We start from the raw sequence: 21721 nt of genomic DNA, 5'->3' as shown, positions 1-21721 counted from the left end.
CCGTGCGGGGTGGCGAGACTGGATTCCGTCAGGTACGGGCAGTCATGGACGCAACGTTCGATCAACCACCCCAACCGCACTGGACGCAGCTTTATCGCGGCATTGAACCATCCGTCGTTTCGCCTGACCTGCCGCACAGCGCCGGGAAACGAAACCAATCGTCATAGCCGCCGCGATGCCCTACCCTCTGATTTTCTCGAGTTTGCGGCCGCAGGCAAAAGGTATTCGGCGCTTCAGCCGCAGGAACCTTCACTCGACGTCCGGCTTGATGAAGTCGGTCATCGCGGGCGCCTTGAGGACGAATTGGCGATCCGAGCTGATGTAATTATCGGCATGCAGCCGCGCGATCGGCTGATATCGGTCCGGATCGACATAACGCCCTTCCGCATCGAGGCAATCCTTGTGGACATGCATGTGCACCACTTCCCCCAGAACAAGGGTACGGCGTGGATAATCGATCAGGCGCTCCACACGGCATTCGAAGGCGCAGGGCGATTCCGCCGCAAAGCTTGCATCGATCTTGCTGCAGGGCATGGCCGTCAGTCCGGCAATCGAAAGTTCATCGACCTCGCTGTCGAAACCGAGGCCGCAAACGAGCATCTGTTCGGACAGAGCCATATCGACCATGTTGATGACGAATTCGCCGGTGCGACGAATATTGGCCATCGTATCCTTCTCCTCGCCCGTCACACGCGGCTGGATGCCGAGAACAACGATCGGCGGATCATGGGAGAAAACGTTGAAAAAGCTCATCGGCGCGGCATTGTTGTGACCAGCGGCCGAGCGGGTCGTGACAAGCGCTATCGGCCGTGGACCGATAAAATTGGTCAGCAAACGGTAACGGCTCTGCGGCTCAAGCGCGGTAAAATCGAATTCCATGGGAGCACCTGATTTATTGTATACAATAATATTTCATATTGCAGACAATTACTCAATCACCCTCCCCACGGGATAGCCGATTTTGCTGTATCACATTTGGACGCAAAGGAGGAGCAGCAAGCCAGAACGCATTCTCCAACCAAATGGGCGGAGCCGCCATCCACGCATCGACTATAAGCGCAAAGACTCCCCGGCCTGGAGGGGTCCGGGGAGTAAACCTGACATCATGTCAGGAACTTTGACTGGAGCTAGTGACTCACCCGTTCGGAAACGGGGTGGATCTGAGTTGTCTAACCCTACTATGCTTTTTGTAGACTATTAGAACGCGCGCTCGAGACGAACGAAACCGGTCCAGCTGTCGCCAGCACCACTGTCGCGACCTTCGCGGCCGTCGACGTCCTGATAGGTCACCGCAACCTTGGTGGAGAGACCAGACGTGATCTTGTAGCCAGCAGCGACGCCAGCGCGCCATGCATCGCGATCACCCGTGAACTTGCCGTCCTTACCGATATCCAGCGTACCGAAGTACTGGAAGCCGGGGGTGATGGTCAGCTTGTCGGTTGCCTTGATCGAATATTCGGCGGCCACGGTCCATTCCGATTCTTCGTAATATGCATTGGCACCCGATGCCCATGCGCCAGCAAGGCCGAACGTGCCCGGACCGAGGTCTGCCGTCAGGATTGCGCGGATTGCGCCATTCTCAGCATTGGTGTCGTAACCGCCGAGGACGTTGGCCTTAACAGCGCCGAACTTTCCGCCGATGATAGCGCTAATACCGACGTTGTTGTCGGTGGCGCTTTTTCCGTTGGCGGTGGTCCAGTTGCCTTGGGCTACGCCGAGGTTGTTTGTTTTGTTGATGGCGGTGTAACCACCGCTAACCCTTCCAGAGATTACTGTAGCTGCTACATCAGCATCGTTGCCAGCGATAACGCCTTCGAGTTCTTCAACTGCAACACCAGCGTAGAACGAGCCGGCATCGTAGGTGTAACGGATAGCGTTCAGACGGGTCTTGTTGGAGCTGAGCTGGTCATATTCGCCAGCGAGACCATCATCCCACCAGTTGTAGTAGAAACCGACCTTGAGGCCGCTGAGCTCGATAAATGCCTGATCGACGACAACGCCGCGGCTGCTGTCTTGGTCGGCGTCGCCACGGAAACCGATATAGCCGCGCAGAGCGCCCAGTTCGGTGTCGGTGCGGGTATCGATGTTGAACTGGGCGCGCGAGAAGCTGTCCCAATCCGAGTCGCCAGCCTTGCCGCGACCGAAGTCCGTCTGGAAACGGACGTAACCGTCGAACTTCAGGCAGGTTTCGGTGCCGGGGATGTAGAAGAAGCCGGTGCCGAAAGCGTCGCAGACGCGAACATATTCCATGGCTTCCGGCTCGGCAGCGACGATGGCGTCAGCGGCCTGTGCGCCGGATACTGCTGCGAGAGCCGCAGCGGAGCCGATGAGAAGGCTCTTGATGTTCATTTGTAATCTCCAGTCAAAAATTTTTCAACGAATGCGCAAATTTGAGGGCTGGTCTTTCCCTGCCGCCCGCTTCCCTGCGCTGATTCAGCAAATGACAGAAGTTGCCGCAGACTCGCAATTTAAATCGACAAAATAAAAATACAGACAAAGTACACAATTCAATTTCGTAGTAAAATTACAACAATTTAATAGTTTAAAATATAATACTTCTTATTATTATTTCAAAATAATAGAATTTATTACTTTTAAATATTGCCTTAAATTTCTAAATTATAAGACACCAAAACAACAAACGCTCCCGTCCCGTCCGGATCAGGAGGCGTCAGCACGCGCGGGCATGGGGAAGCAAAGTGGTTTTCATCGAGGAAGAAGAAAGGATGCAGGCGACAAAACGTCCGCCCGGCCTCTCCCTGGAAGCCATATCTGGACGATCTGAAACAACCGGTCGCCCGAGGCAGCTTATAGGCGGTGTTCGGGTAAGCCGGTCGCGAATATCGTCGTCTTCGCCAGCATGTCTTCGATCGCCTCTGCCGGCACCGGGCGGCTGAAGTAATAACCCTGACCGTAGGGGCAGCCGGCATCCCGTAGAAATGTCGCCTGCTCGCTGGCCTCCACACCTTCGGCAATGACATCGATGCCGAGAGATCCGGCAAGCTGGATCATGATCGAGACGATGGCGCTGTCCTTGGTCTTTTCCGGCAGATGGGTCAGGAACGAGCGGTCTATCTTCATGCACGAGAGCGGGAATGTCTTGAGCATGCCGAGACAGGAATAACCGATACCGAAATCATCCAGCGCCAGGCTGACACCCATCTGTTTGATGGCCCGCATGATCCGCACCGATGTTTCGACATCCTGAATGATGAGCGTCTCGGTGATTTCGATTTCCAGCAGGGATGGCGCAAGGCCAGTTTCCTTGAGCACCGACCTGATCTGCTGCACCAGCCCGCCCTGAAACTGCCGCGGAGAGATATTGACCGCCATTTTGACGGGCGACAGGCCGCCGGCGGCCCATGCCTGTGCCTGACGACAGGCCTTTTCGAGAATGCTTTCTCCGAGTTCGACGATCAGGCCGGTTTCTTCCGCAAGCCCGATGAACTCCGCAGGACCGAGCAGACCTTCCGTGGGGTGCTGCCAGCGCACCAGCGCCTCCACGCCGCTGATCCGGCCGCTGACAAGATCGACCTGCGGCTGGAAGTGCAGCACGAACTCGTCCCTCTTTACTGCCTTTCGCAATTCCTCGATGCGGGTGAACTTCTTTCTCAGATCATCCGCCATATTCGGGGTGAAGGTGGCAATGCTATCGCGCCCGGTATGTTTGGCCTCATACATGGCGAGATCGGCCGCCGCGACGATTTCCGCCGTGGTTTCCCCATGTTCCGGGAAAAAGGCCATGCCGATGCTGCAGGTGACCCTGATATCGTAATTGCCGATACGCAATGGCTGCGAGACAGCGGCGCGGATGCGCTGCAGGCGGTTTTCGACATCGTCCCTGCGCTCTTCAAGAATGATGACGAACTCGTCGCCGCCGACCCTGAGAACGAGATCGTTCTTCCGGAGGCTTTTCGCAATGCGCTCGGCGGTTTTCGACAGCAATGCGTCGCCGATGCTGTGGCCGAGCGTATCGTTGATCTGCTTGAAATTGTCGAGATCGAGAAAACCGATACCGACCCTTCGGTTCGCCTTTGCCGCCGCCGCCAGTATTTCCGGCAGTCTCGTATCGAGGAAACGGCGGTTCGGCAGCCGGGTCAGCATGTCGTGATCCGCCAGGAAGGCGATATGTTCCGCCGCCCTTTTGCGGTCGATCGCCAGCCCCGCCATGCGCGCCGCCGCACCTATGAACTCCACCAGCGCCGCATCCGGCTGGCGGCCGGCCAGCATGCACCAGACGAAACCATGCGCCTTGCCTTCGCTGGCGGGAATATCGAAACTGAAGGCCATGTGTTCTGCCGGATGGATAAGGCTCTCAGGATCGCTGACACTGGAGACAAGTGCGACCAGCCCCTCCTGCTGCGCAAGCGCCGGCGAGGCGTAAACGGAAGGTTCCCCTTCCGCCGCATCGAACACCCGCACCGCGCAGGCCAGTCCGGTCGCGAGATTTTCGATGGCCTTGACGAATTCCTCAAGAAAATCCTCGATACGCGCTGCCGCGACGATCATTTCCAGAATATGCGCCTGCGCTTGAAGCAGTCTTTCAGAGGCCTTTTTCTGGGTTATGTCCCGCGAGGCGCCGACCACGCCGATGATGTTGCCGGCCTTGTCCTTCAGCGGCACGCGCGACATCATGAGCCAGCGGTCGATATCCCCGCGCATGGCGCGCTCTTCGTAACCGAGATCCGGTTCGCCGGTGCGCATCACTCGCGCCTCGGTATCGGGAATGCCGGCACGCCGCGCCGCTTCGCCGTGAATATCGTAGTCGGTGAGCCCGATCAGTTGCTCGACCGTGTCAAAGCCGTTTTCGGTGACGATTGCGCGATTGGCAAAAAGAAAGCGCCCTTCCAGATCCTTGGCATAGATAAAATCCGGCACATGGTCGATCATCGCTTCCAGAAGCGCGTGGCGATCGGAAGGATTGCTGTTTTCGCTCATGTCACGAGTGGCGGATGGCGTGACATCGCGCTTTTTTCGCGACATCCGGTTTTCTTCGGGTGTCTTCGGGCCTTTGGAACGCACCTCTCCGCCTCATCATTTTATAAGGAAGCAGAATAGTAGGATTATACGTATTATATAAATATGAACAACGACGGGAGATTGCCGGGAAACCCGCCTTTTGCAGCAGCCTCCCTGAAGCCCTGCCGGCTTGAATCAAAACGGCGCAACCGAAGCTGCGCCGTCAAGGCCACAGGCGGCAATTCGTTGACGGTCACACCACCGGTGTCGGCAGTTCTTTCCCGGCAAAATGGGCATCGAGATTGGCGAGAACGAGATCCGCCATGGCGCGCCGCGTCTGGTGCGTGCCGCTGCCGACATGCGGCGCGAGCGTGACGTTGTCGAAGGCGAAAAGCGCTTCCGGCACACGCGGCTCATCCTCGAAGACATCCAGCGCAGCACCTGCGATCGTGCCGTTCGCAAGCGCTTCGACCAGCGCCTTTTCATCCACCAGCGAACCGCGCGCCACATTGACGAGCACACCCTGGGGCCCGAGAGCCTTCAGCACATCCGCATTGACGATATGGCGGGTTTCGGCAGTAGCGGCGGCGGCGATGATCAGCACGTCGCAATTGGCGGCAAGCGCCTCGATGCTGTCATAATAATCATAGGCGACATCGCGGCGGTTTCTGGCGGTGTACGAAATGCGCGCATCGAAACCTTCGAGCCGCTTTGCGATTGCCTGACCGATGCGGCCGAGGCCGAAAATGCCGTAACGGCGACCGGCCACGCGGGTGGAAAGCCCCATATCACCCTTCAGCCATTGGCCGGTGCGCACATGCTGGTCGGCCTGCGGCAGCTTGCGCGCCTGCGCCAGAACGAGGCCGAGCGCGAGGTCGGCGACATCGGCGGTCAGCACGTCAGGCGTATTGGAGACGCGAAAACCGCGTCGCTTGGCTTCGGCGAGATCGACCTTGTCGAAACCGACACCGTTGATGGCGACAATTTCAAGATTGGGAAGTGCAGCGCCGATATCCGCCGGCAGGCCTAGATGGCCACCGGTGACGACGCCGCGGATTGAAGCACCCTTGTCAGCAAGGAACGCCGCCTTGTCAGCAGCCTCGAACAGGCGATGCACGGTGAAGCGCTGCGCGAGTTCTTCTTCCAGTGCCGGGATGAGCGGGCACAATTGCACGATTTCAGTGGTCATGAAGTTTCCTTTGCGCCGGTGAACTACTTCACATCGGCCTTGACGAATTGCCGGAGTTCCGGCGTTTGCGGGTTGGCGAAGAGTTCGGATGAACGACCCTGCTCCCAGATCTTGCCCTTGTGCATGAAGATGGTTTCGGTCGCGACGCGGCGTGCGAAGGCCATTTCATGGGTGACGAGGATCATGGTCATGCCGTCTTTGGCGAGGTTTTCCATGACAGTCAGCACTTCCTCGGTGAGTTCTGGGTCGAGCGCCGAGGTCACCTCGTCGAACAGCATCACCTTCGGCCGCATGGCGAGCGAGCGGGCAATCGCCACGCGCTGCTGCTGGCCGCCGGAAAGCTGATCCGGATAGGAATCGAATTTCTCCGAAAGGCCGACGAGTTGCAGAACCTCGCGGGCAATATCCTTCGTTTCCGATTTCGCCACATCCTTGACGATACGCGGCGCGAGCATGATGTTCTCGCCGACCGTCAGATGCGGGAAGAGATTGTAGCTCTGGAACACGATGCCGACATCAGTGCGCAGCTTGCGCAGCGCCTTGGCGTCTTCCCCGATGGCGTGACCGGCGATTTCGATACGGCCCGAGTTGATCTTCTCCAGCCCGTTCATGCAGCGCAGCAGCGTGCTCTTGCCCGAGCCCGAGCGGCCGATGAGGGCGAAGACTTCACCGCGGCCGACCGTCAGCGACACGCCTTTGAGGACTTCCAGAGCGCCAAAGCTCTTGTGAACGTTTTCAACGATTACTTCCGGCATGAAGCCTCCTTTCCAGCCAACGCGACAGCTGGGACAACGGGTAGCAGACGATGAAATAAAGCACGGCCACGGCGACGAAGACGCGGAACGGCTGGAACGTGGCATTGTTGATGAGCTGCCCCGCTCTCGCCAGTTCGACGAAACCGATGATCGATGCGATGGACGTATTCTTGACGACCTGAACGGCAAAACCGACGGTCGGCGGTAGCGAAATGCGGATCGCCTGCGGCAGGATGACGTAGCGATATTGCTGGGCGCGGGTGAGAGCCAGCGATTCCGACGCTTCCCATTGCTGCTTCGGCACCGCCTGGATGCAGCCGCGCCAGATTTCCGCGAGGTAACCCGATGTATAGATCGTCATCGAGGCGCCGGCGGCAAAGAGCGGCGGCAGTTCCAGCCCGGCAAGGCTGAGGCCGTAATAGGACAGGAACAGGATCATCAGCACCGGAATGCCCTGGATCACCTGGATATAAGTGCCGGCGGCAATGCGCAGCGCCTTGAAATTCGAGGTGCGGGCCAGCGCCACGAAGAAGCCGACTATGCCGCCGCCGATAAGCGCAATGATCGTCAGAAGCACGGTCCATTGCAGGGCGGTCAGCAGGAAGCCGAATTCGTTCCAGCCGAAAGTTCGAAGAGTCATGACTGCACCTCCGGCATGGCGGTCATCGTCTTGCGGGCAACGCGACGGCCGAACAGCCACATGCCGACGAGGGCAAGAATGAGCCGCAGGCTGAGCGCCAGCGCAAGATAGATGAGCGTGACGACGATATAGACCTCAAAGGAGCGATAGGTCTGCGATTCCACGAAGGCTGCGGCAGCCGCAAGCTCATGGGTGGAAATGGCCGAACATATGCTCGATGCCAGCATCATCAGCACGAACTGGCTGCACAGCGAGGGATAGACCTTGGCGATGGCCGGCACGATGATGACGTGGCGATAGATCTGGTACTTGGTGAAACCCAGCGCCTCGCCCGCCTCGATCTGCGACTTGTGCACCGCCTCGATGCCGGCGCGGATGATTTCCGTCGAATAGGCCGCGAGATTGATCGTCATGCCGATCAGCGCCGCCGTATCCGCCCCTACCCTGAAGCCGAGGCCCGGCAGGCCGAAATAGACGATGAAAAGCTGCACGAGAAACGGCGTATTGCGGATGATTTCCACATAACCGTCCACGATGATGCGGACGATGCCGCCATTGATGGACCGCAGCGAGGCCAAAAGAATGCCGAAAGCGCAGCCGAGCACGATGGACAGGACAGACAGCTTGATCGTCAGCCATATGCCGTTCAGAATCTCGTTCTGATACTGGGCGAGCGCGCCGAATTGGAATGTATAGGACATGCGTCACTCCGTTGACATTTCCCGGGCCCGCCGGAAGTCTTCACGGCGGGCGCGTTGAAAGCTCAATCAGAAGCTTGGCAATTGCGGCAGCGGACGGCCGGTCCACTTGACCGAGATGCGGTCGAGATCGCCGGACATCTTCATGAGGTAGATGGAGGTATTCAGCCACTGGCGCAGCTCGAAGTCCTCAAGCTTGGTCGCCATGGAGTTGCCCTGCTGGAAGAAGGTGAAACCAACCTGCAGACCGGCTTCCGGACGCTGCTTGATGATCGCCTCACCAACCGTGGACGGCAAGGCGACAGCATCCACCTGACCGGCGAGCAGTGCCTGGGCGCTGGTGGAATCGTCTTCGTAAACGACGATTTCAAGACCTTCGACATTGGCCTTGCGCAACGCGGTTTCCTGCGAGGAACCGCGATTGACCGAAACACGCTTGCCCTTGAGGCTGTCGAGATTTTCGAACTTCTGGTCCTTGCCGGAAATGATGTCCATGTTGAAGGCGCTGTAAGGCTGCGTGAACATCACGGTCTTGGCGCGCTCGCCGGTCGGCGCAAGCGTCGCGACAAGAAAATCGACCTTGCCGGTCTGAAGTGCGGGAATACGCGCAGGCGGCGTCAGCGGCACCAGTTCAACCGGCAGCGACAGATAAGAACCAATGAGATTGGCGACATCGACGTCGTAACCGGAAGGATTGCCCTTCTCGTCCACCATGCCCATCGGCGGCGCACCGGTCAGAACACCGATCTTGACCTTGCCGCGCGCGGTGATCTCGCTGAGCGAGACGGCTTGGGCAGACGTGGTGGCGGCAAGCGTTGCTGCTGCAACACCGACGGCGACGGTCATGTTCTTCAGAAATCTGGATATGCTCATGGTTTCTCCTCCAACCTTAAAGTGGCTGCCCAGAATGGAACAGCGGCCTTGCGCAAACCGGAAAATGTTCTCGATAACATTTTAACGCGATTGACTAAAAACTCCTCCCAAGAAACCGCGAAAGCACAAAACCAGATGAATTTCCCATGAAATTCAATTTTTTCGGCTGGTTATCGATTTTCCTCTGTTCGACACCGTTTCACGTTCTTGGCAGGATCAATAATGCATGTTATCGGTATCATTGCAAGTCCGATCTACAGAACTGTTTAGGTCGGCATTCATTCGGGAGGAAACATGTATACACGCTCGGCAATTTTCGAAGGCAGGATTCACCCCGGTCGGGAGGAGGAATTTTTCCGCATCGTCGAGGAGAAATTGCTGCCGGTCTGGAAACGCATGCCGAATGCGCAGGCCGTGCGGGTTATGCGCACTGAGCGCACGGACCCGGACGCGGCCTCAATCATCATGGTGCAGGAAATCGACTATCCGTCGATGGAAGCAGTGGAGGAAGCGCTGGTTTCCCCCGTCCGGCTGGAAGGCCGGGTGCTGACGGATGAGATGATGAGCATGTGCGACGGACGTTTTTACCATCTGGTCTATAGCCGCGTCGCATAAATCCGGTGCACGCCGCATCGATCTGCAATCATACGGCGTGCTTTCCCTTATTGTCTTCGTGTATGTCTTGTCCTGAACCGGTTCGAATTTAGGGAGACATGCTTTGGTGGAGCGCACGCCTTTGGCCGCAGCGTTAGTCACGTCAAAAAAAGCAACCATGAGCGATGTCTCGAAACTCGCGGGCGTCTCCAAGATGACCGTTTCGCGGGTGCTGGCCGATCCCGCCCTGGTGTCCGAAGAGACCCGCCAGAAGGTGATGAAGGCCATCGAGAAGCTGGGTTATGTGCCGGACCGCATCGCCGGTTCGCTGTCCTCCCGCCGCACCAATTTCATCACCGCCATCCTGCCGACGCTCACCAACTCCAACTTCGCCGATAGCGCACAAGGGCTTGCCAATGCGCTGCGCGCCGCCGATTACCAATTGCTGATCGGTTACACCATGTACGATCTGCAGGAGGAAGAACGCGTCATCCGCACCATGATGGAGCGCCGCCCCGATGCTATCGTCGTCGCCGGCACGGTGCATACCAAGATGGCGAGCGAGGTGCTGATGCGCGCCGGTATCCCGATCGTGGAAATCTGGGATGTTCCCGAACACCCGATCGACCATGCGGTCGGTTTTTCCAATTACGAAGTGGGAAGAACTGCCGCCAAACATCTGATATCGCTTGGCTTCAAGCGAATCGGCGCGCTCGGATCGAGGGCCGATGGCGATGTGAAGGACTGGCGTGGCGAAAGCCGCCTGCTCGGTTTTGGCGCGGCTCTGCGGGAAGCCGGCATTGCCGACGATCTCATCATCCGCGAGGGCAGCGCCCCGGTCTCCTATGACCACGGGGCAAAGACCCTCGGCTCGCTACTGGCCAAGGCCCAGGATGTCGAGGCCATCTTCGCCGTATCGGATATTTCCGCCGTCGGCGCGCTGATGGAATGTCATCGACGGGGAATCAGTGTCCCGGACCGCATTTCCATCCTCGGCTTCGGCGACTTCGATATCGGCCGGCAATGTTACCCGGCGATTTCAACGATCCGCGTCGATGCCCAGATGATCGGCCGCAGGGCGGGCGAGTTGCTGCTTTCGATACTGGAGGCGGAAAAGGATGCCATTGTTCCCGAAGGCGCAAGGGTGGATGTCGGCTTCGAGCTGATCGTGCGGGAGACGACGAAGCGGCTGGGTGGGTGAGGCTCTAGCTAGAGCGGGCGCCACTTGTTTCTTCTCCCCGCCGGGGAGAAGTCCGCGGCAGCGGGATGAGGGGGCACGCTCTCCGAAATCCGGCAACGTTACCCCCTCATCTGACCCTTCGGGCCATCTTCTCCCCGGCGGGGAGAAGAAAGACGCCGAACCGATGCAGCCCGATTGGGGTATAGACCTTTAAAGGCCCTCCCTACCGCGCACCCCACGTATCCGTCAGACGATACCCTTCCGGCCACGGATCGGACGGGTCGAGCATGTGCTGGTGGATACCGGTGATCCAGCCGCGACCGGAGATTTCCGGCAGGATGGCTGGACGGTCGCCGACCGTTGTCGTTCCAAGAATACGGCCGGTGAAGGTAGAGCCGATCAGCGACACCGCCGTCAGGGTTTCGCCCTCCTTCATTTCGCCACGCGCATGCAGCACCGCCATGCGGGCCGAAAGTGCCGTGCCGGTCGGCGAACGGTCCACCTTGCCCGGCTGGATGGCAACGGCCGCCCCTGCCCGCAGGCCTTCGGCCGTGCGCTCCACCTTGCCCGCAAACAGGCAGAAGGAAAAATGCCGCCAGTCCGGGTTTTCGGGATGGTCGAAGCCCAAAGCCTTGTTGGCGGCATTGGTGATGCGCACGCCGAGGCGGGCAATCTCATGCGCCTCTTCCGGCTTCAGGCTAAAGCCCATAGCTTCGGCATCGACGATGACGAAGCTGTCGCCGCCATAGGCCGTGTCCACTTTCAGCGTACCGAGGCCTTCAACCTCGAGTTCGACATCGAGCTTTGCGGCAAAGCTCGGCAGGTTCTGCACGAAAATGCGCTCGGCCTTGCCGTTGCGGCATTCGGCGCGCACCTTCACCAGCCCGCCTGGCGCTTCCAGCAGCATATGGGTTTCCGGCTCCTGCATCGGTACGATGCCGCCATCCAGAAGTACGGTGGAAACGCAGATGGAATTGGAGCCGGACATGGGCGGCGTGTCTTCCGGTTCCATGATGATGAAGGCGGCATCCGCATCGGGATGTTTCGGCGGCACCAGCAGGTTGACGTGCCGGAACACGCCGCCACGCGGCTCGTTGAGCACGAAATTGCGCAGGGTCTCATCGCGGGCGATGAAGCGGCTCTGCTCCCAGATCGTCTCGCCCGGCGGCGGCTTCACTCCACCGACGATCACGTCCCCGACTTCCCCTTCCGCATGGGCGGAAATCACATGAACGGTCTTGATACTGCGCATTCAAAACTCCTTAGGAAAGCCATGAAGGAAGAAGGGATGGAGCACGGCCGGTCAGCGCGCTTTCCACGCAATCGGCAAGGCTGCCGAAGCGCACTGCGCGACCGCTGAGGCCGGGTCCGTAATGGGCGTATTTGCCGGAATTGGTCATCAGGGCACGGGTCTTCGTCGGGAAGACCGGCTCGGAAATGGAGCACCAGCAAAGATCAGGCAGCACCTGCACACCGCTGTCGCGCAGGCTTTGCAAAGTGCCGTCCAGCCCGGCCGCATCGATGACCTGCTGGCCGGCTGTGACGATGACGGCGACATCCGCGTGACGCCGGCGGCCGGCAAATTCAGCCGCAAGCGCGTGGCACTCATCCAGCGAGGCGTGCGGGCTGCCGATGGCGACAAGTTGCACCTCTTCCGGTCCCTCATTGAGAAGCGACCAGCCGGCGGCCATATCGGAGAGTGAGACGGTGACGATATCGGCCGTTTCGAGAGGCGGAAGAGCAGCTTCCGGTGTTACGCCCTCTATATGAAGCATGGGCGCAGCGGAGGTGGTGCCGAAAGCGGCGCAAAGCGCCTTTAGATCATCCCGTGACGGCTTCGCAGGGCCAAGGCCGCGCAGCAGCGGAATGCAATCCGGCGCGGCCTTGCCCGCCAGATAACCGACGAGCGGCCAGAAGGCATCATCCACGCCCTGTGGCAAAGCCACATTGACGATGCGCTGAGGACGGCGATTTTCCTTTAGATAGACGCCGGCAAGCGGCGCCCTGCCCGTAAGCGCGATGCAGAGATCGAGAAAATCCGGATGTTTCGCCGTGCGCGCGCCAAGCACCGTATTGGCGAAGATCACCGCGTTCGATTCGGCCCAGGCGATCATGTCGCCGGCCCGCGGCGCGCTGTCGAGCAGGTAAGGCGAACAGGTGAAAGTCGGGCGACAGCCCATGCGCACATAGGCATCCGCCAGCCTTGCGGCCGGGTCGCCGAAATCCTCCGGCATGCCCTGCGAACGCCAATGCGCCTTGTCCACCGAAATGGCGTTCATGGTCGTCGGCACCCGTACCTTCGCGCCCATCTCCGCCATTTTTTCCGCGAAGGTGAGATTGGCGGGGCTGGCATAGATGCAACCGTCAATGTGGCCCTGCGTGACATCGACAAGCGCCGATGCACCCTGCTGGGCGGCCATGGCGACGGTGATGCGCATGGCCTGCTGCACGGCGATGCCATCGCGCCCTTCGAGCATGGCCCGGTCGTCATCCCCAAGATCGAGATGCGCCGTCGCCGGCGAGGTGACGGCAAGGGAAACGCCATCGGCTTCAATGGCCTTCTCATCGATACGGACATGAACGGCTTCGGAAAACCGGGCGAAATTTTCCGCGTCGAGGCGCAGCACCGGCAAAGGCTTGCCGAACATTTCGGCGGCGATCAGCGCGCCCAGCGTCAGCACGTCCTCGGCCTCGCAGAAGACCAGCGCCGAAGGCGCACGGCCCGTCAGGATAAGATCGAGCAAGACACCTGAACCGGTGCAGGAACCGCGGCTGGTGGGCATGAACAGCACGCCGCCGGTGAGACAGGTGCCATGCAGCGGGTGGTGCACGTCGATGACCCCGCCGGTGGCGGGATCGACGCCGCCCCAGAAACTCAGCGCTTCGGTGGTGGAGATCGCCGGCCCTTCAGCCGAACCGGCCAAAATGCTGCGGGCTTCAGAAACGGCTGTTGTCGAGAGGGAAGAAGACATCGGAAATCCCCGTCAGAAGCGTTGCGGCGAAAATGCCCTTGTATCGATGGCGGGTTTTTGCCCCGTCAGAAGATCGGCGACGATTCGGGCCGTGCCCGCCGATTGCGTCAACCCCAGATGCCCGTGGCCGAAAGCATAAACCACCCGCGCCGTGTGCCGTGCTTGGCCGATGGCCGGCAGGCTGTCCGGTAGCGAGGGGCGAAAGCCCATCCACTGCTTGCCGCCTTCGGTCTTCAGGCCCGGCAGGAAGGCTTTCGCCTTGGTCAGCAGCGCTTCGGAACGGGCGAAATTGGCCGGAAGCTCCAGTCCGCCCAGTTCCACCGCGCCACCGACGCGGATGCCGGAGGAAAGCCGCGTGACGACGAAACCATGGCCGCCGAAAGTCACCTGCGTGCGCAGATCGAAGGCGCCAGACGGCAGGGTCGTATTATACCCCCGTTCGGTTTCCAGCGGAATTTTTTCCCCGAGCGAACGGGCGATGCGATGCGAAAAGGCGCCGGCCGCCAGCACCACCCTGGCGGCCTTGCGGGTGCGCCCATCATGGCTCACCACCTCCACACCGTCTTCCAGCGGCCTGAGCGAAGCGATATCGAGGCATTCGATACGGCCGCCAATGGTGCGGAAATGCTCGGCCAGCGCCAGCGTATAAAGCTTGGGGTCGGCGATGGAATACCAGCCGGGCGTGAACGTGCCGCAGGTGAAACGCGGCGCGATGCCGGGCTGTATCTCAGCCATCTGTTCGGCATTGAGATGCCGGAACTCGATGCCGTGCCGCTCGCGCGCCTTCCAGCCGGGAAGCGAGGCTTCGAATTCCGCCTCGCTTTCATAGACCTGGAGGTTGCCCTCCTTGCGCAGCATGGCGATGGTATCGGTCTTTTTCAGGAACGGCTCCAGCTCGGCCTTCGCGAGATCCATCAGCGCGGTCTGGGCGGCGGTCGAATGTTCCACCTTCGAAGCGGCGCAGGCCCGCCAGAACCGGAACATCCACGGCGCGATCTTCAACGCGTAGGAAGGCGGCACGCTGAGCGGACCAAGCGGATCGAGCAGCCACTTCGGCGCCTTCCACAGAATGCCGGGCGATGCCAGCGGCAGGATATCGGTGAAGGCGAAGGCACCGGCATTGCCGGCGGACGCGCCCGCCGCCGGTCCCTCGCGGTCGATGACCGTGACCGAGAGGCCACGGCCCTGCGCCGCAATTGCCGCCGAGAGGCCGACGACGCCGGCCCCGATGACGATGACATCATTTGCAGGCATTACCGCACGCTCGCCAGGAACTTCTGCGTCTCAGGATGCTGCGGCGCGCCAAAGAGCTGATCCGGCGTACCGATTTCCGCCATCACGCCCTGATGGAAGAAGGCTACGCGGTTCGAGACATCGCGGGCGAAGGCCATTTCGTGCGTGACGCAGATCATCGTCATGCCCTCATCCGCCAGCATCTTCAGCGTGTCGAGCACTTCGCCGACCAGCATCGGATCGAGCGCGGAGGTCACTTCGTCGAACAGCATATATTCGGGCGACATGGCGAGCGCGCGGGCAATCGCCATACGCTGCTGCTGGCCGCCGGACATGCGGTTCGGGTAGACCTTCAGCTTTTCGGCAAGACCGACATGGGTCAATTGTTTGACGGCGATTTCCTCGGCCTGCTCCTTGGAGATGCCAAGAACCTTGCGCGGCGCCAGCATGACGTTCTCAAGCACGGTCAGATGCGGAAAGGCGTTCCATTGTTGGAAAACGATGCCGACCTTGCGGCGCAGCTTGTTGAGGTCGGTCGATTTGGCATGCACTTCCGTGCCGTCGATGACGATCTTGCCGCTATCGATCGGCTCCAGGCCGTTGATGCAGGTCAGCAACGTCGACTTGCCGGAACCGGAGCCGCCGATGATGGTGACCACCTCGCCCTTGTTGACGGTGAGGTTGATCCCTTTCAGAACCTCCAGCGGGCCGAAGGATTTGCGGACGTTTTCGATCTCAATCATTGGGGGACCACCGTCTTTCGAGATACCCGCCGAAACGGGCGATGGGGAAACTGATAAGGAAGTAGATGGCGCCGCAGATCATCAGGATCGTCAGCGGTTCCTGCAGGCGGGTGACGAGGATCTGCGAGGCGCGCAGAAGCTCGATGAGGCCGAGCCAGAGCACCAGGGCCGAATCCTTCATGACACCGAGCGTGAGCCCGATCCATGCGGGCAGCGACACGCGGGTGGCGAGCGGCAGCACGATGTAGCGCATATCCTGCGACCAGGTCATGCCCAGCGAACGGCAGGCGCGGCGCGTATTCGACGGTACGGCATCAATGCCGCCGCGCACGATCTCGGTGCAATAGGCCGCCGTATAAAGCGACAGCACCACGCAGGAGGTGGTGAAAGGCGGCCAGCCGAGCTTGGCGATCGACTGGAAAGCATTGCCGAGCACGAGCTGGATGAGCAGCGGCACGGAACGGAAAATATCCAGCACGAAAGTCAGCGGCAGCGACCAATAGGGGCCGAACTGGAAACGGATGATACCGAAGATGATCCCCATGATGGTGCCCGCCGTGACGGCGACGGCGGTGACGGCAAGCGTCATGCCGGCACCCTTGGCCAGGAAGGCGAGATCACTCCAGGTGAGAGCGGTTTCAAACATGGCTCACCTCTCTCAATAACGGAACAGACGCGCGGCCAGCAGACGGGCGGCGAGCGTGACGATCTTGGCGATCACGTAATAGATGACCGCGGCGAGCGCGAAGAATTCGAAGGTGCGGAACGAGCGCGCATTGAGCGCCTGCGTGACGCCGGCGAGATCCGTATTCATGCCGACCGTGACACCGAGCGAGGTCATGAGGATTGCCCAGACCATCTGGTTGGTGGCGGGCAGGAACGCAACGCGCAGCATCTGTGGCAGGATGATCAGCCGGAAGGTCTGCATCGAGGTCATGCCGAGCGAACGGCCAGAGCGCGTCTGCGTATCGGGAATGGCCTTTAGCGCGCCGCGGAAATTTTCCGCGAGATAACCGGCATTGTTGAAGGCGATACCGACCAGAAGCGCGGTATAGGGGCTCAAATGAATGCCGAAATTGCCAAGGCCGAAATGGGCCATGTAAATCTGGAACAGCGCCGGCGTGTTACGGGCGACTTCCACCCAGACGGCGGCGAAAGCGCCGAGAATGCGGTTGCCGGAAAGCCGGAACAGCGTCAGCACGATGGCGCAGGAAAGACCGATCACCATCGACAGAATGGCGATCTGCAGCGTCACCACCGCACCGTCCAGAAGCTGCGGCAGAGCCTTCAGCGCCTGATTCCAGTGGAATGTATAATTGAACATTAAGCGTCCCGCCTTTTCAGAAACGATCAACGGCGCGATCATCTTGACCGCGCCGTTTACGAAAAGTCCTGATCAGCGATAAACGCCGTTGACGGTGAGCGAAGGAACTTCGCCGCCAACCCATTTTTCATAGAGTTCGGCGTAACGGCCGGTGCGAACCTGCTGGTTGATGAAGAGGTTCAGGTAGTTGATGAAGCCGTATTCGTCACGGTTGGTGAAGAGCGCGACATAGTCAATGTCATAGGGCGCCTTGCCGACCACGGAGATGCCCGCGAACTTGCCGCCCTTGACGTTGGACTGCGCAACCGTCGAGGTGGAGACGGTGGCGTCGATCTGGCCCTGGCTGAGCGCGAGGAACACGTCTGCCTGCGTCTGGTACGGACGGAATTCGCCAGTGCCCCATTCCTTGACCGTCTTTTCGAGCGCGATGGCTTCGAACGTGCCGGCAGTCGCGCCGACCGTCTTGCCCTTCATGTCCTCGAAGGACTTGATGCCCGACTTGTCGTTGGCGGTAACGGCCATTTCGAAAGCGAAGTAAGGCACCGTCATGCCGACCGTCTTGGCGCGCTCCAGCGTATCGGAGGTGGACGCAACGCCGACATCGACGCGGCCGGACATCAGCGCCGGAATGCGCTCGGGGAACGGCGTTTCGACGATTTCAGCCGTGACGCCGAGCGCCTTGGCAAGATCGTTGCAATAATCGACATCGAAGCCGATCGGGTTGTTGGCGTCATCACGCGCGCCCATGGGCGGGAAATCGAGCACGACGGCGCAACGCAGCGTGCCGGACGAAATGATGTCGTCAAGTTTGTCGGCCTTGGCCGGCGTAATAGCGAAAGTGGCGGCCAAGAGGCCGGCGACGATGACCGATTTTTTCATTCTTTATTTGCTCCCACAATTGGTCTGCCCTTGAAGGCGCGGTCACTATTTCCCCATGGCGGCGATAAATCAACATAAAAATACAACGAGTATACAAAAAGAATTTTTGCATGTGCGAACTGATGAGGTTCGCGGATGATTACGCAAGCCAGCGCCGGGGGGAGCGGACAAGGTTGGTGAAACGTCCGGCATCCTCGTTCCGTGGTTGTCACAGGAATCTGGCCTGCCCAAATCTTTGGGCTAAAAAAGGCTTTCCGACGCGCAGACGCGCCGACCGGATTTCTGTAACAAGCAAAGGAATGACGGCTTAAGGTGTCTTCGTGTTTGAGAGGGTCACCTTCTGCTCGGACTGAGCTTCATCGAAAAGACACGTTGCAATACTCACGCCTTTGTATACTTTATGTATTCAAAATGTGCGAGCCCTATCGGAGGACTATGATGAGCGACACGACCACTTTGACCATTGAGGCACTTTTCCAGCGGGTCGAGTCGATTTTTTTGAGGGCCGGGGTGAATGATGTACAGTCGGGAGCGCTGGCGCGCGTCATTACTGCCGGTGAGCGGGACGCCTGCAAGTCCCACGGCATCTACCGTATCGAAGGCGCGCTCCGCACCGTCAAGGCCGGCAAGGTGAAGCCCGACGCCATACCTGAAGTGGCTGAAGACGACGGCACGGCCATCGTCAAGGTCAATGCCCATGGCGGCTTCGCCAACCCCGCCTTCGAACTTGGTCTGCCGGTTCTGGTGGAGCGAGCGAAACGTGCGGGGATCGCTGCACTCGTCATCAATGACTGCACGCATTTCTCGGCGCTCTGGCCGGAAGTCGAGGGCCTTACCTCGAATGGTCTCGCCGGGCTGGTCATGTGCCCGAGCTATTCCACCGTTGCGCCCACCGGCGGAACCAAGCCTCTGCTTGGCACCAACCCCTTCGCCTTCGGCTGGCCGCGCAAGCACACCTCCCCTTATGTCTTTGATTTCGCGACCTCGGTTGCGGCCCGCGGTGAAATAGAACTACACCGGCGGGCCGGAAAGCCCCTGCCGGAAGGCTGGGCTCTGGATGCCGACGGCAAGCCAACGACTGACCCGGAAGCGGCCCTTGCCGGCTCCATGCTGCCCTTTGGCGGCCACAAGGGATCGGCCATCGGCACCATGATCGAGCTTCTCGCCGGCATCATGATCGGCGATCTCACCAGCCCCGAAGCGCTCGAATTTCTCGGCACCACCACGCTTGCCCCGACCCATGGCGAGCTGATCGTCGCTTTTTCGCCTGAGACCTTCGCCAAGGGGCGCCCCGGCGATCCTTTTCAGCGCGCGGAAGTGCTGTTCGACGCCATCATCGGCCAGGGCGCCCGCCTGCCCTCGGGCCGCCGCTTCACTGCACGCGCGAAGTCCGAAAGCGAAGGCATTACCCTCACCGCCGCCGAAATGGCCGGGCTCGACCGGTTGCTGGAGAAGGGGCTGGATGCGGTTTCCTGAGCGCGTTTGGATGTGGAAATGAAAAAGGCCCGCGATCGCGGGCTCTCTCATAACGACAGCGTCACTCAGCTTTCTTTGCGACTGCATAGCATCCCCTCTCCGTCACCCCGGACTAGATCCGGGGTCCAGCGCGATCAAGTCCTTGATCGCGGACGATTCCTTTCACGGCGCAGACGCGCCGTGGCTGGATGCCGGATCTAGTCCGGCATGACGGAAAAGAGACATCAAATCTCATCACATACAAAAAAGGCCCGCAGTTGCGGGCCTTTTGTTTTCACTTCAGCGACTGATCAGGCAGCCTTGCAGGCCTGCACCGCACCCGGCAGCTTGCTCCAGTCGGCATACCAGCTGTTGAACAGCTTGAACTGCGCCTCGACATAACCGCGCTGGCTGTCGGTCAGGGCGTCGGTTTCGTTGAAATGCAGCGTGTATTCCTTGTCGCCCTTCAGCACCATCATGTGCTTGAAATAGAGAACCAGATCCGGGCCTTCATCGAAGGACGAGAGAACGGCGAGCGCCTGTTCCAGCTCCAGCGCGCGGGCGCGGGCATCTGCATCGCCCTTGGCGGCGGCCTGCGACAGCTTGCAGAGGTGAATGACTTCCTTCGGCAGAACATTGCCGATGCCGGTGATGGCACCGGTGGCGCCGCAATTGACGAAGCCATGGAAAACAGCCGTATCGACGCCGATCATCAGGGTCACCTCGTCATCGCGGCTGGTGATGTTTTCGGCAGCGTAACGCATATCGGCCGGGCCACCGAATTCCTTGAAGCCGACCAGGTTCTTGTGCTCGGCGCGCAGCGCGAAAAAGAGATCGGCGCGAGTGGCGAAGCCGTAATAGGGGCTGTTGTAGATGACGGCCGGGATTTCCGGTGCGGCCGAGAGGATGGCCTTGAAGTGGGCCTTCTGGGCGGCGATGACCGAACCGCGCGACAGGACGCGCGGAATGACCATCAGGCCTTTGGCGCCAACCTTCTGGGCGTGGGCGGCATGGGCGACGGCAGATGCCGTGTTGACCGCGCCGGTGCCGACGATGACCGGAATGCCGGCTTTCACCAGGCGTTCCACGCCTTCCATGCGCTGCTCGTCCGTCAGGAGCGGCCAGTCGCCCATGGAACCGCAATAAACCACGGCCGACATGCCATCAGCGATCAGTTCCTTGCCCTTGCGAACAAGCGCATCGAAATCAGGGGTGCGATCATCCTTGCAGGGGGTCATCAAGGCGGGAATCACGCCGGAAAAAATGCTGGCCGTCATTTCAAGCTCCTAAGGGACATGTTTTTCGGGAATGGACGCACCTCCGCGCCACCCTTTTCGACAAGGACATTACAATCTTGTATTTTATTTGTCGACAAGAAATCGACAAGCTAAAGATTTATTTCCAGCCGTTCGTTTCGCACCAGCAGTTTCTGCACCTGCCGCACGATCTGTTCGGCGTGCTCCCGCGCCAACCTTTCGGAAAGAGCGATATCGCGCGCGGCAATGGCCGCAATCATCTCTTCATGGTCATCGACGAAGCGCTTGGGCAGACGATCGTCATAGGATTGATAATAAAGCCGGAGGATGCGTCGTCCCTCGTCCAGCAGCCGCTTGAACAGGCTGGTAAAATAGGGATTCCGCCCGGCCTCGGCGATGGAGAGATGAAGGGCGGCATTGGTGGAAATCATCGCCAGCGCGTCCTGCTCCTCAACCGCAATGGCAAATTCCGCATTGTGGGCGCGGATGCCGGCCAGATCTTCCGGGCGGTGATATTGCGCGGCAAGCTGCGTCGTTACCCGATACATCAACACCAGCGCATCGAAATAGGTGTGCATGTTGAGGAAATCGATATTCGACACCATGGTCGAACGGTTCGGCAACGTATCGATCAGCCCCTCGCCCGAAAGCCGCACCAGCGCCTCGCGGATCGGCGTGCGCGACATCTTGAACCTTTCGGCAAGTTGCACCTCATCGATGGGGCTGCCCGGCGGCAGAACCAGATCGAGAATCTCGTCGCGCAGCAGATCATAGACCATCTTCACGCCGGAGCCGCGCTTGCGCTCGGCAGAAGCAATTATATCCGTCATCATCAAATCCCTCTTGTCGACATAAAGAGTACTATTATATTTTTTCCCGATCAACGCCGCGCAGCGCCGCAGCCTCTTCGAATGGCGGAATAATTGTTCAAAAACAACAAAAAGCCGTCGCGAAAATTGCCCGCGACGGCT

The 21721-nt window shown here is 59.7% G+C and carries 20 protein-coding genes; 3 read left to right on the top strand and 17 right to left on the bottom strand.

Annotated features, from left to right (window positions below; genetic code table 11):
* Window positions 1–249: 249 nt before the first annotated feature.
* From PIB16_RS12000 to PIB16_RS11965, 8 genes are all read right to left on the bottom strand, one after another.
* The gene (locus PIB16_RS12000; protein WP_174000734.1) at window positions 250–879 is read right to left on the bottom strand and encodes a flavin reductase family protein; all 630 of its coding nucleotides are present in this window, start codon (window positions 877–879) and stop codon (window positions 250–252) included.
* Between the two features lie 318 nt (window positions 880–1197).
* Window positions 1198–2349: a porin gene (locus tag PIB16_RS11995; RefSeq protein ID WP_078053893.1), complete on the bottom strand. Its 1152-nt coding sequence runs from the start codon at window positions 2347–2349 to the stop codon at window positions 1198–1200.
* Between the two features lie 459 nt (window positions 2350–2808).
* Entirely contained in the window at window positions 2809–4983 is a 2175-nt protein-coding gene (locus PIB16_RS11990; RefSeq protein ID WP_174000733.1) for a putative bifunctional diguanylate cyclase/phosphodiesterase, read from the bottom strand.
* Window positions 4984–5212: 229 nt separating this feature from the next.
* Entirely contained in the window at window positions 5213–6148 is a 936-nt protein-coding gene (locus tag PIB16_RS11985; protein ID WP_174000731.1) for a 2-hydroxyacid dehydrogenase, read from the bottom strand.
* A gap of 23 nt (window positions 6149–6171) precedes the next feature.
* Window positions 6172–6903, bottom strand: coding sequence for an amino acid ABC transporter ATP-binding protein (locus PIB16_RS11980; RefSeq protein WP_003521699.1), 732 nt, complete (start codon window positions 6901–6903; stop codon window positions 6172–6174).
* A complete protein-coding gene (locus PIB16_RS11975; RefSeq protein WP_003521700.1) occupies window positions 6884–7543 on the bottom strand; it encodes an amino acid ABC transporter permease in 660 nt (219 codons plus the stop codon). Before PIB16_RS11975 ends, PIB16_RS11980 begins: the two co-directional genes overlap by 20 nt.
* Window positions 7540–8244 carry an amino acid ABC transporter permease gene (locus PIB16_RS11970; RefSeq protein ID WP_104680020.1) on the bottom strand — a complete coding sequence of 235 codons (705 nt, stop codon included), beginning with the start codon at window positions 8242–8244 and terminating at the stop codon, window positions 7540–7542. Before PIB16_RS11970 ends, PIB16_RS11975 begins: the two co-directional genes overlap by 4 nt.
* 66 nt (window positions 8245–8310) lie before the next feature.
* A complete protein-coding gene (locus PIB16_RS11965) occupies window positions 8311–9114 on the bottom strand; it encodes a transporter substrate-binding domain-containing protein (protein WP_078053895.1) in 804 nt (267 codons plus the stop codon).
* A gap of 294 nt (window positions 9115–9408) precedes the next feature.
* On the opposite strand from PIB16_RS11965, the gene PIB16_RS11960 reads away from it, so the two are divergent.
* Together PIB16_RS11960 and PIB16_RS11955 are read left to right on the top strand one after the other, a co-directional pair.
* Window positions 9409–9729, top strand: a complete 321-nt coding sequence (locus PIB16_RS11960; protein WP_003505663.1) for a hypothetical protein — start codon at window positions 9409–9411, stop codon at window positions 9727–9729.
* A 157-nt stretch (window positions 9730–9886) separates the two neighbouring features.
* On the top strand, window positions 9887–10909 hold the full coding sequence (locus PIB16_RS11955; protein ID WP_174000729.1) for a LacI family DNA-binding transcriptional regulator: 1023 nt from the start codon (window positions 9887–9889) through the stop codon (window positions 10907–10909).
* A 202-nt stretch (window positions 10910–11111) separates the two neighbouring features.
* Here the strand turns inward: PIB16_RS11955 and PIB16_RS11950 are convergent, their stop codons facing one another.
* The 7 genes from PIB16_RS11950 to PIB16_RS11920 all read right to left on the bottom strand — a co-directional run bounded on the left by PIB16_RS11950 (window position 11112) and on the right by PIB16_RS11920 (window position 18039).
* Window positions 11112–12140, bottom strand: a complete 1029-nt coding sequence (locus PIB16_RS11950; protein WP_104680018.1) for a trans-3-hydroxy-L-proline dehydratase — start codon at window positions 12138–12140, stop codon at window positions 11112–11114.
* A gap of 10 nt (window positions 12141–12150) precedes the next feature.
* A complete protein-coding gene (gene lhpI, locus PIB16_RS11945; RefSeq protein WP_174000727.1) occupies window positions 12151–13860 on the bottom strand; it encodes a cis-3-hydroxy-L-proline dehydratase in 1710 nt (569 codons plus the stop codon).
* A gap of 12 nt (window positions 13861–13872) precedes the next feature.
* Window positions 13873–15114, bottom strand: a complete 1242-nt coding sequence (locus PIB16_RS11940; protein ID WP_174000725.1) for an NAD(P)/FAD-dependent oxidoreductase — start codon at window positions 15112–15114, stop codon at window positions 13873–13875.
* Entirely contained in the window at window positions 15114–15836 is a 723-nt protein-coding gene (locus tag PIB16_RS11935; RefSeq protein WP_065657687.1) for an amino acid ABC transporter ATP-binding protein, read from the bottom strand. The genes PIB16_RS11940 and PIB16_RS11935 overlap by 1 nt, the downstream gene beginning before the upstream one ends.
* A complete protein-coding gene (locus tag PIB16_RS11930; RefSeq protein WP_065657686.1) occupies window positions 15829–16482 on the bottom strand; it encodes an amino acid ABC transporter permease in 654 nt (217 codons plus the stop codon). The genes PIB16_RS11935 and PIB16_RS11930 overlap by 8 nt, the downstream gene beginning before the upstream one ends.
* Before the next feature lie 12 nt (window positions 16483–16494).
* Window positions 16495–17160 (bottom strand): amino acid ABC transporter permease, encoded by a 666-nt coding sequence (locus PIB16_RS11925; protein ID WP_078053901.1) that lies wholly within the window; start codon window positions 17158–17160, stop codon window positions 16495–16497.
* A 72-nt stretch (window positions 17161–17232) separates the two neighbouring features.
* On the bottom strand, window positions 17233–18039 hold the full coding sequence (locus tag PIB16_RS11920; RefSeq protein ID WP_003521709.1) for an ABC transporter substrate-binding protein: 807 nt from the start codon (window positions 18037–18039) through the stop codon (window positions 17233–17235).
* A 438-nt stretch (window positions 18040–18477) separates the two neighbouring features.
* On the opposite strand from PIB16_RS11920, the gene PIB16_RS11915 reads away from it, so the two are divergent.
* A complete protein-coding gene (locus PIB16_RS11915; protein ID WP_174000723.1) occupies window positions 18478–19515 on the top strand; it encodes an Ldh family oxidoreductase in 1038 nt (345 codons plus the stop codon).
* A 290-nt stretch (window positions 19516–19805) separates the two neighbouring features.
* Here the strand turns inward: PIB16_RS11915 and PIB16_RS11910 are convergent, their stop codons facing one another.
* The gene (locus PIB16_RS11910) at window positions 19806–20771 is read right to left on the bottom strand and encodes a dihydrodipicolinate synthase family protein (RefSeq protein WP_142846053.1); all 966 of its coding nucleotides are present in this window, start codon (window positions 20769–20771) and stop codon (window positions 19806–19808) included.
* 110 nt (window positions 20772–20881) lie between these two features.
* Window positions 20882–21580: a GntR family transcriptional regulator gene (locus PIB16_RS11905; RefSeq protein ID WP_003505651.1), complete on the bottom strand. Its 699-nt coding sequence runs from the start codon at window positions 21578–21580 to the stop codon at window positions 20882–20884.
* Between the last annotated feature and the right edge of the window lie 141 nt (window positions 21581–21721).

The organism is Agrobacterium sp. ST15.13.015, assembly GCF_027871645.1.
In the GTDB taxonomy this organism is placed as follows: domain Bacteria; phylum Pseudomonadota; class Alphaproteobacteria; order Rhizobiales; family Rhizobiaceae; genus Agrobacterium; species Agrobacterium leguminum.
This window is presented reverse-complemented; position numbering and strand designations above follow the sequence as displayed.

Excerpts from the sequence above, each read along its gene's own strand:
- PIB16_RS11925 (WP_078053901.1), bottom strand. The coding sequence starts at position 17,160 with ATGTTCAATTATACATTCCACTGGAATCAGGCGCTGAAGGCTCTGCCG.
- PIB16_RS11950 (WP_104680018.1), bottom strand. The coding sequence starts at position 12,140 with ATGCGCAGTATCAAGACCGTTCATGTGATTTCCGCCCATGCGGAAGGG.
- PIB16_RS11940 (WP_174000725.1), bottom strand. The coding sequence starts at position 15,114 with ATGCCTGCAAATGATGTCATCGTCATCGGGGCCGGCGTCGTCGGCCTC.
- PIB16_RS11930 (WP_065657686.1), bottom strand. The coding sequence starts at position 16,482 with ATGTTTGAAACCGCTCTCACCTGGAGTGATCTCGCCTTCCTGGCCAAG.
- lhpI (WP_174000727.1), bottom strand. The coding sequence starts at position 13,860 with ATGTCTTCTTCCCTCTCGACAACAGCCGTTTCTGAAGCCCGCAGCATT.
- PIB16_RS11955 (WP_174000729.1), top strand. The coding sequence starts at position 9,887 with ATGAGCGATGTCTCGAAACTCGCGGGCGTCTCCAAGATGACCGTTTCG.
- PIB16_RS11990 (WP_174000733.1), bottom strand. The coding sequence starts at position 4,983 with ATGTCGCGAAAAAAGCGCGATGTCACGCCATCCGCCACTCGTGACATG.
- PIB16_RS11915 (WP_174000723.1), top strand. The coding sequence starts at position 18,478 with ATGAGCGACACGACCACTTTGACCATTGAGGCACTTTTCCAGCGGGTC.
- PIB16_RS11960 (WP_003505663.1), top strand. The coding sequence starts at position 9,409 with ATGTATACACGCTCGGCAATTTTCGAAGGCAGGATTCACCCCGGTCGG.
- PIB16_RS12000 (WP_174000734.1), bottom strand. The coding sequence starts at position 879 with ATGGAATTCGATTTTACCGCGCTTGAGCCGCAGAGCCGTTACCGTTTG.
- PIB16_RS11985 (WP_174000731.1), bottom strand. The coding sequence starts at position 6,148 with ATGACCACTGAAATCGTGCAATTGTGCCCGCTCATCCCGGCACTGGAA.
- PIB16_RS11910 (WP_142846053.1), bottom strand. The coding sequence starts at position 20,771 with ATGACGGCCAGCATTTTTTCCGGCGTGATTCCCGCCTTGATGACCCCC.
- PIB16_RS11965 (WP_078053895.1), bottom strand. The coding sequence starts at position 9,114 with ATGAGCATATCCAGATTTCTGAAGAACATGACCGTCGCCGTCGGTGTT.
- PIB16_RS11935 (WP_065657687.1), bottom strand. The coding sequence starts at position 15,836 with ATGATTGAGATCGAAAACGTCCGCAAATCCTTCGGCCCGCTGGAGGTT.
- PIB16_RS11920 (WP_003521709.1), bottom strand. The coding sequence starts at position 18,039 with ATGAAAAAATCGGTCATCGTCGCCGGCCTCTTGGCCGCCACTTTCGCT.
- PIB16_RS11975 (WP_003521700.1), bottom strand. The coding sequence starts at position 7,543 with ATGACTCTTCGAACTTTCGGCTGGAACGAATTCGGCTTCCTGCTGACC.
- PIB16_RS11905 (WP_003505651.1), bottom strand. The coding sequence starts at position 21,580 with ATGACGGATATAATTGCTTCTGCCGAGCGCAAGCGCGGCTCCGGCGTG.
- PIB16_RS11970 (WP_104680020.1), bottom strand. The coding sequence starts at position 8,244 with ATGTCCTATACATTCCAATTCGGCGCGCTCGCCCAGTATCAGAACGAG.
- PIB16_RS11995 (WP_078053893.1), bottom strand. The coding sequence starts at position 2,349 with ATGAACATCAAGAGCCTTCTCATCGGCTCCGCTGCGGCTCTCGCAGCA.
- PIB16_RS11980 (WP_003521699.1), bottom strand. The coding sequence starts at position 6,903 with ATGCCGGAAGTAATCGTTGAAAACGTTCACAAGAGCTTTGGCGCTCTG.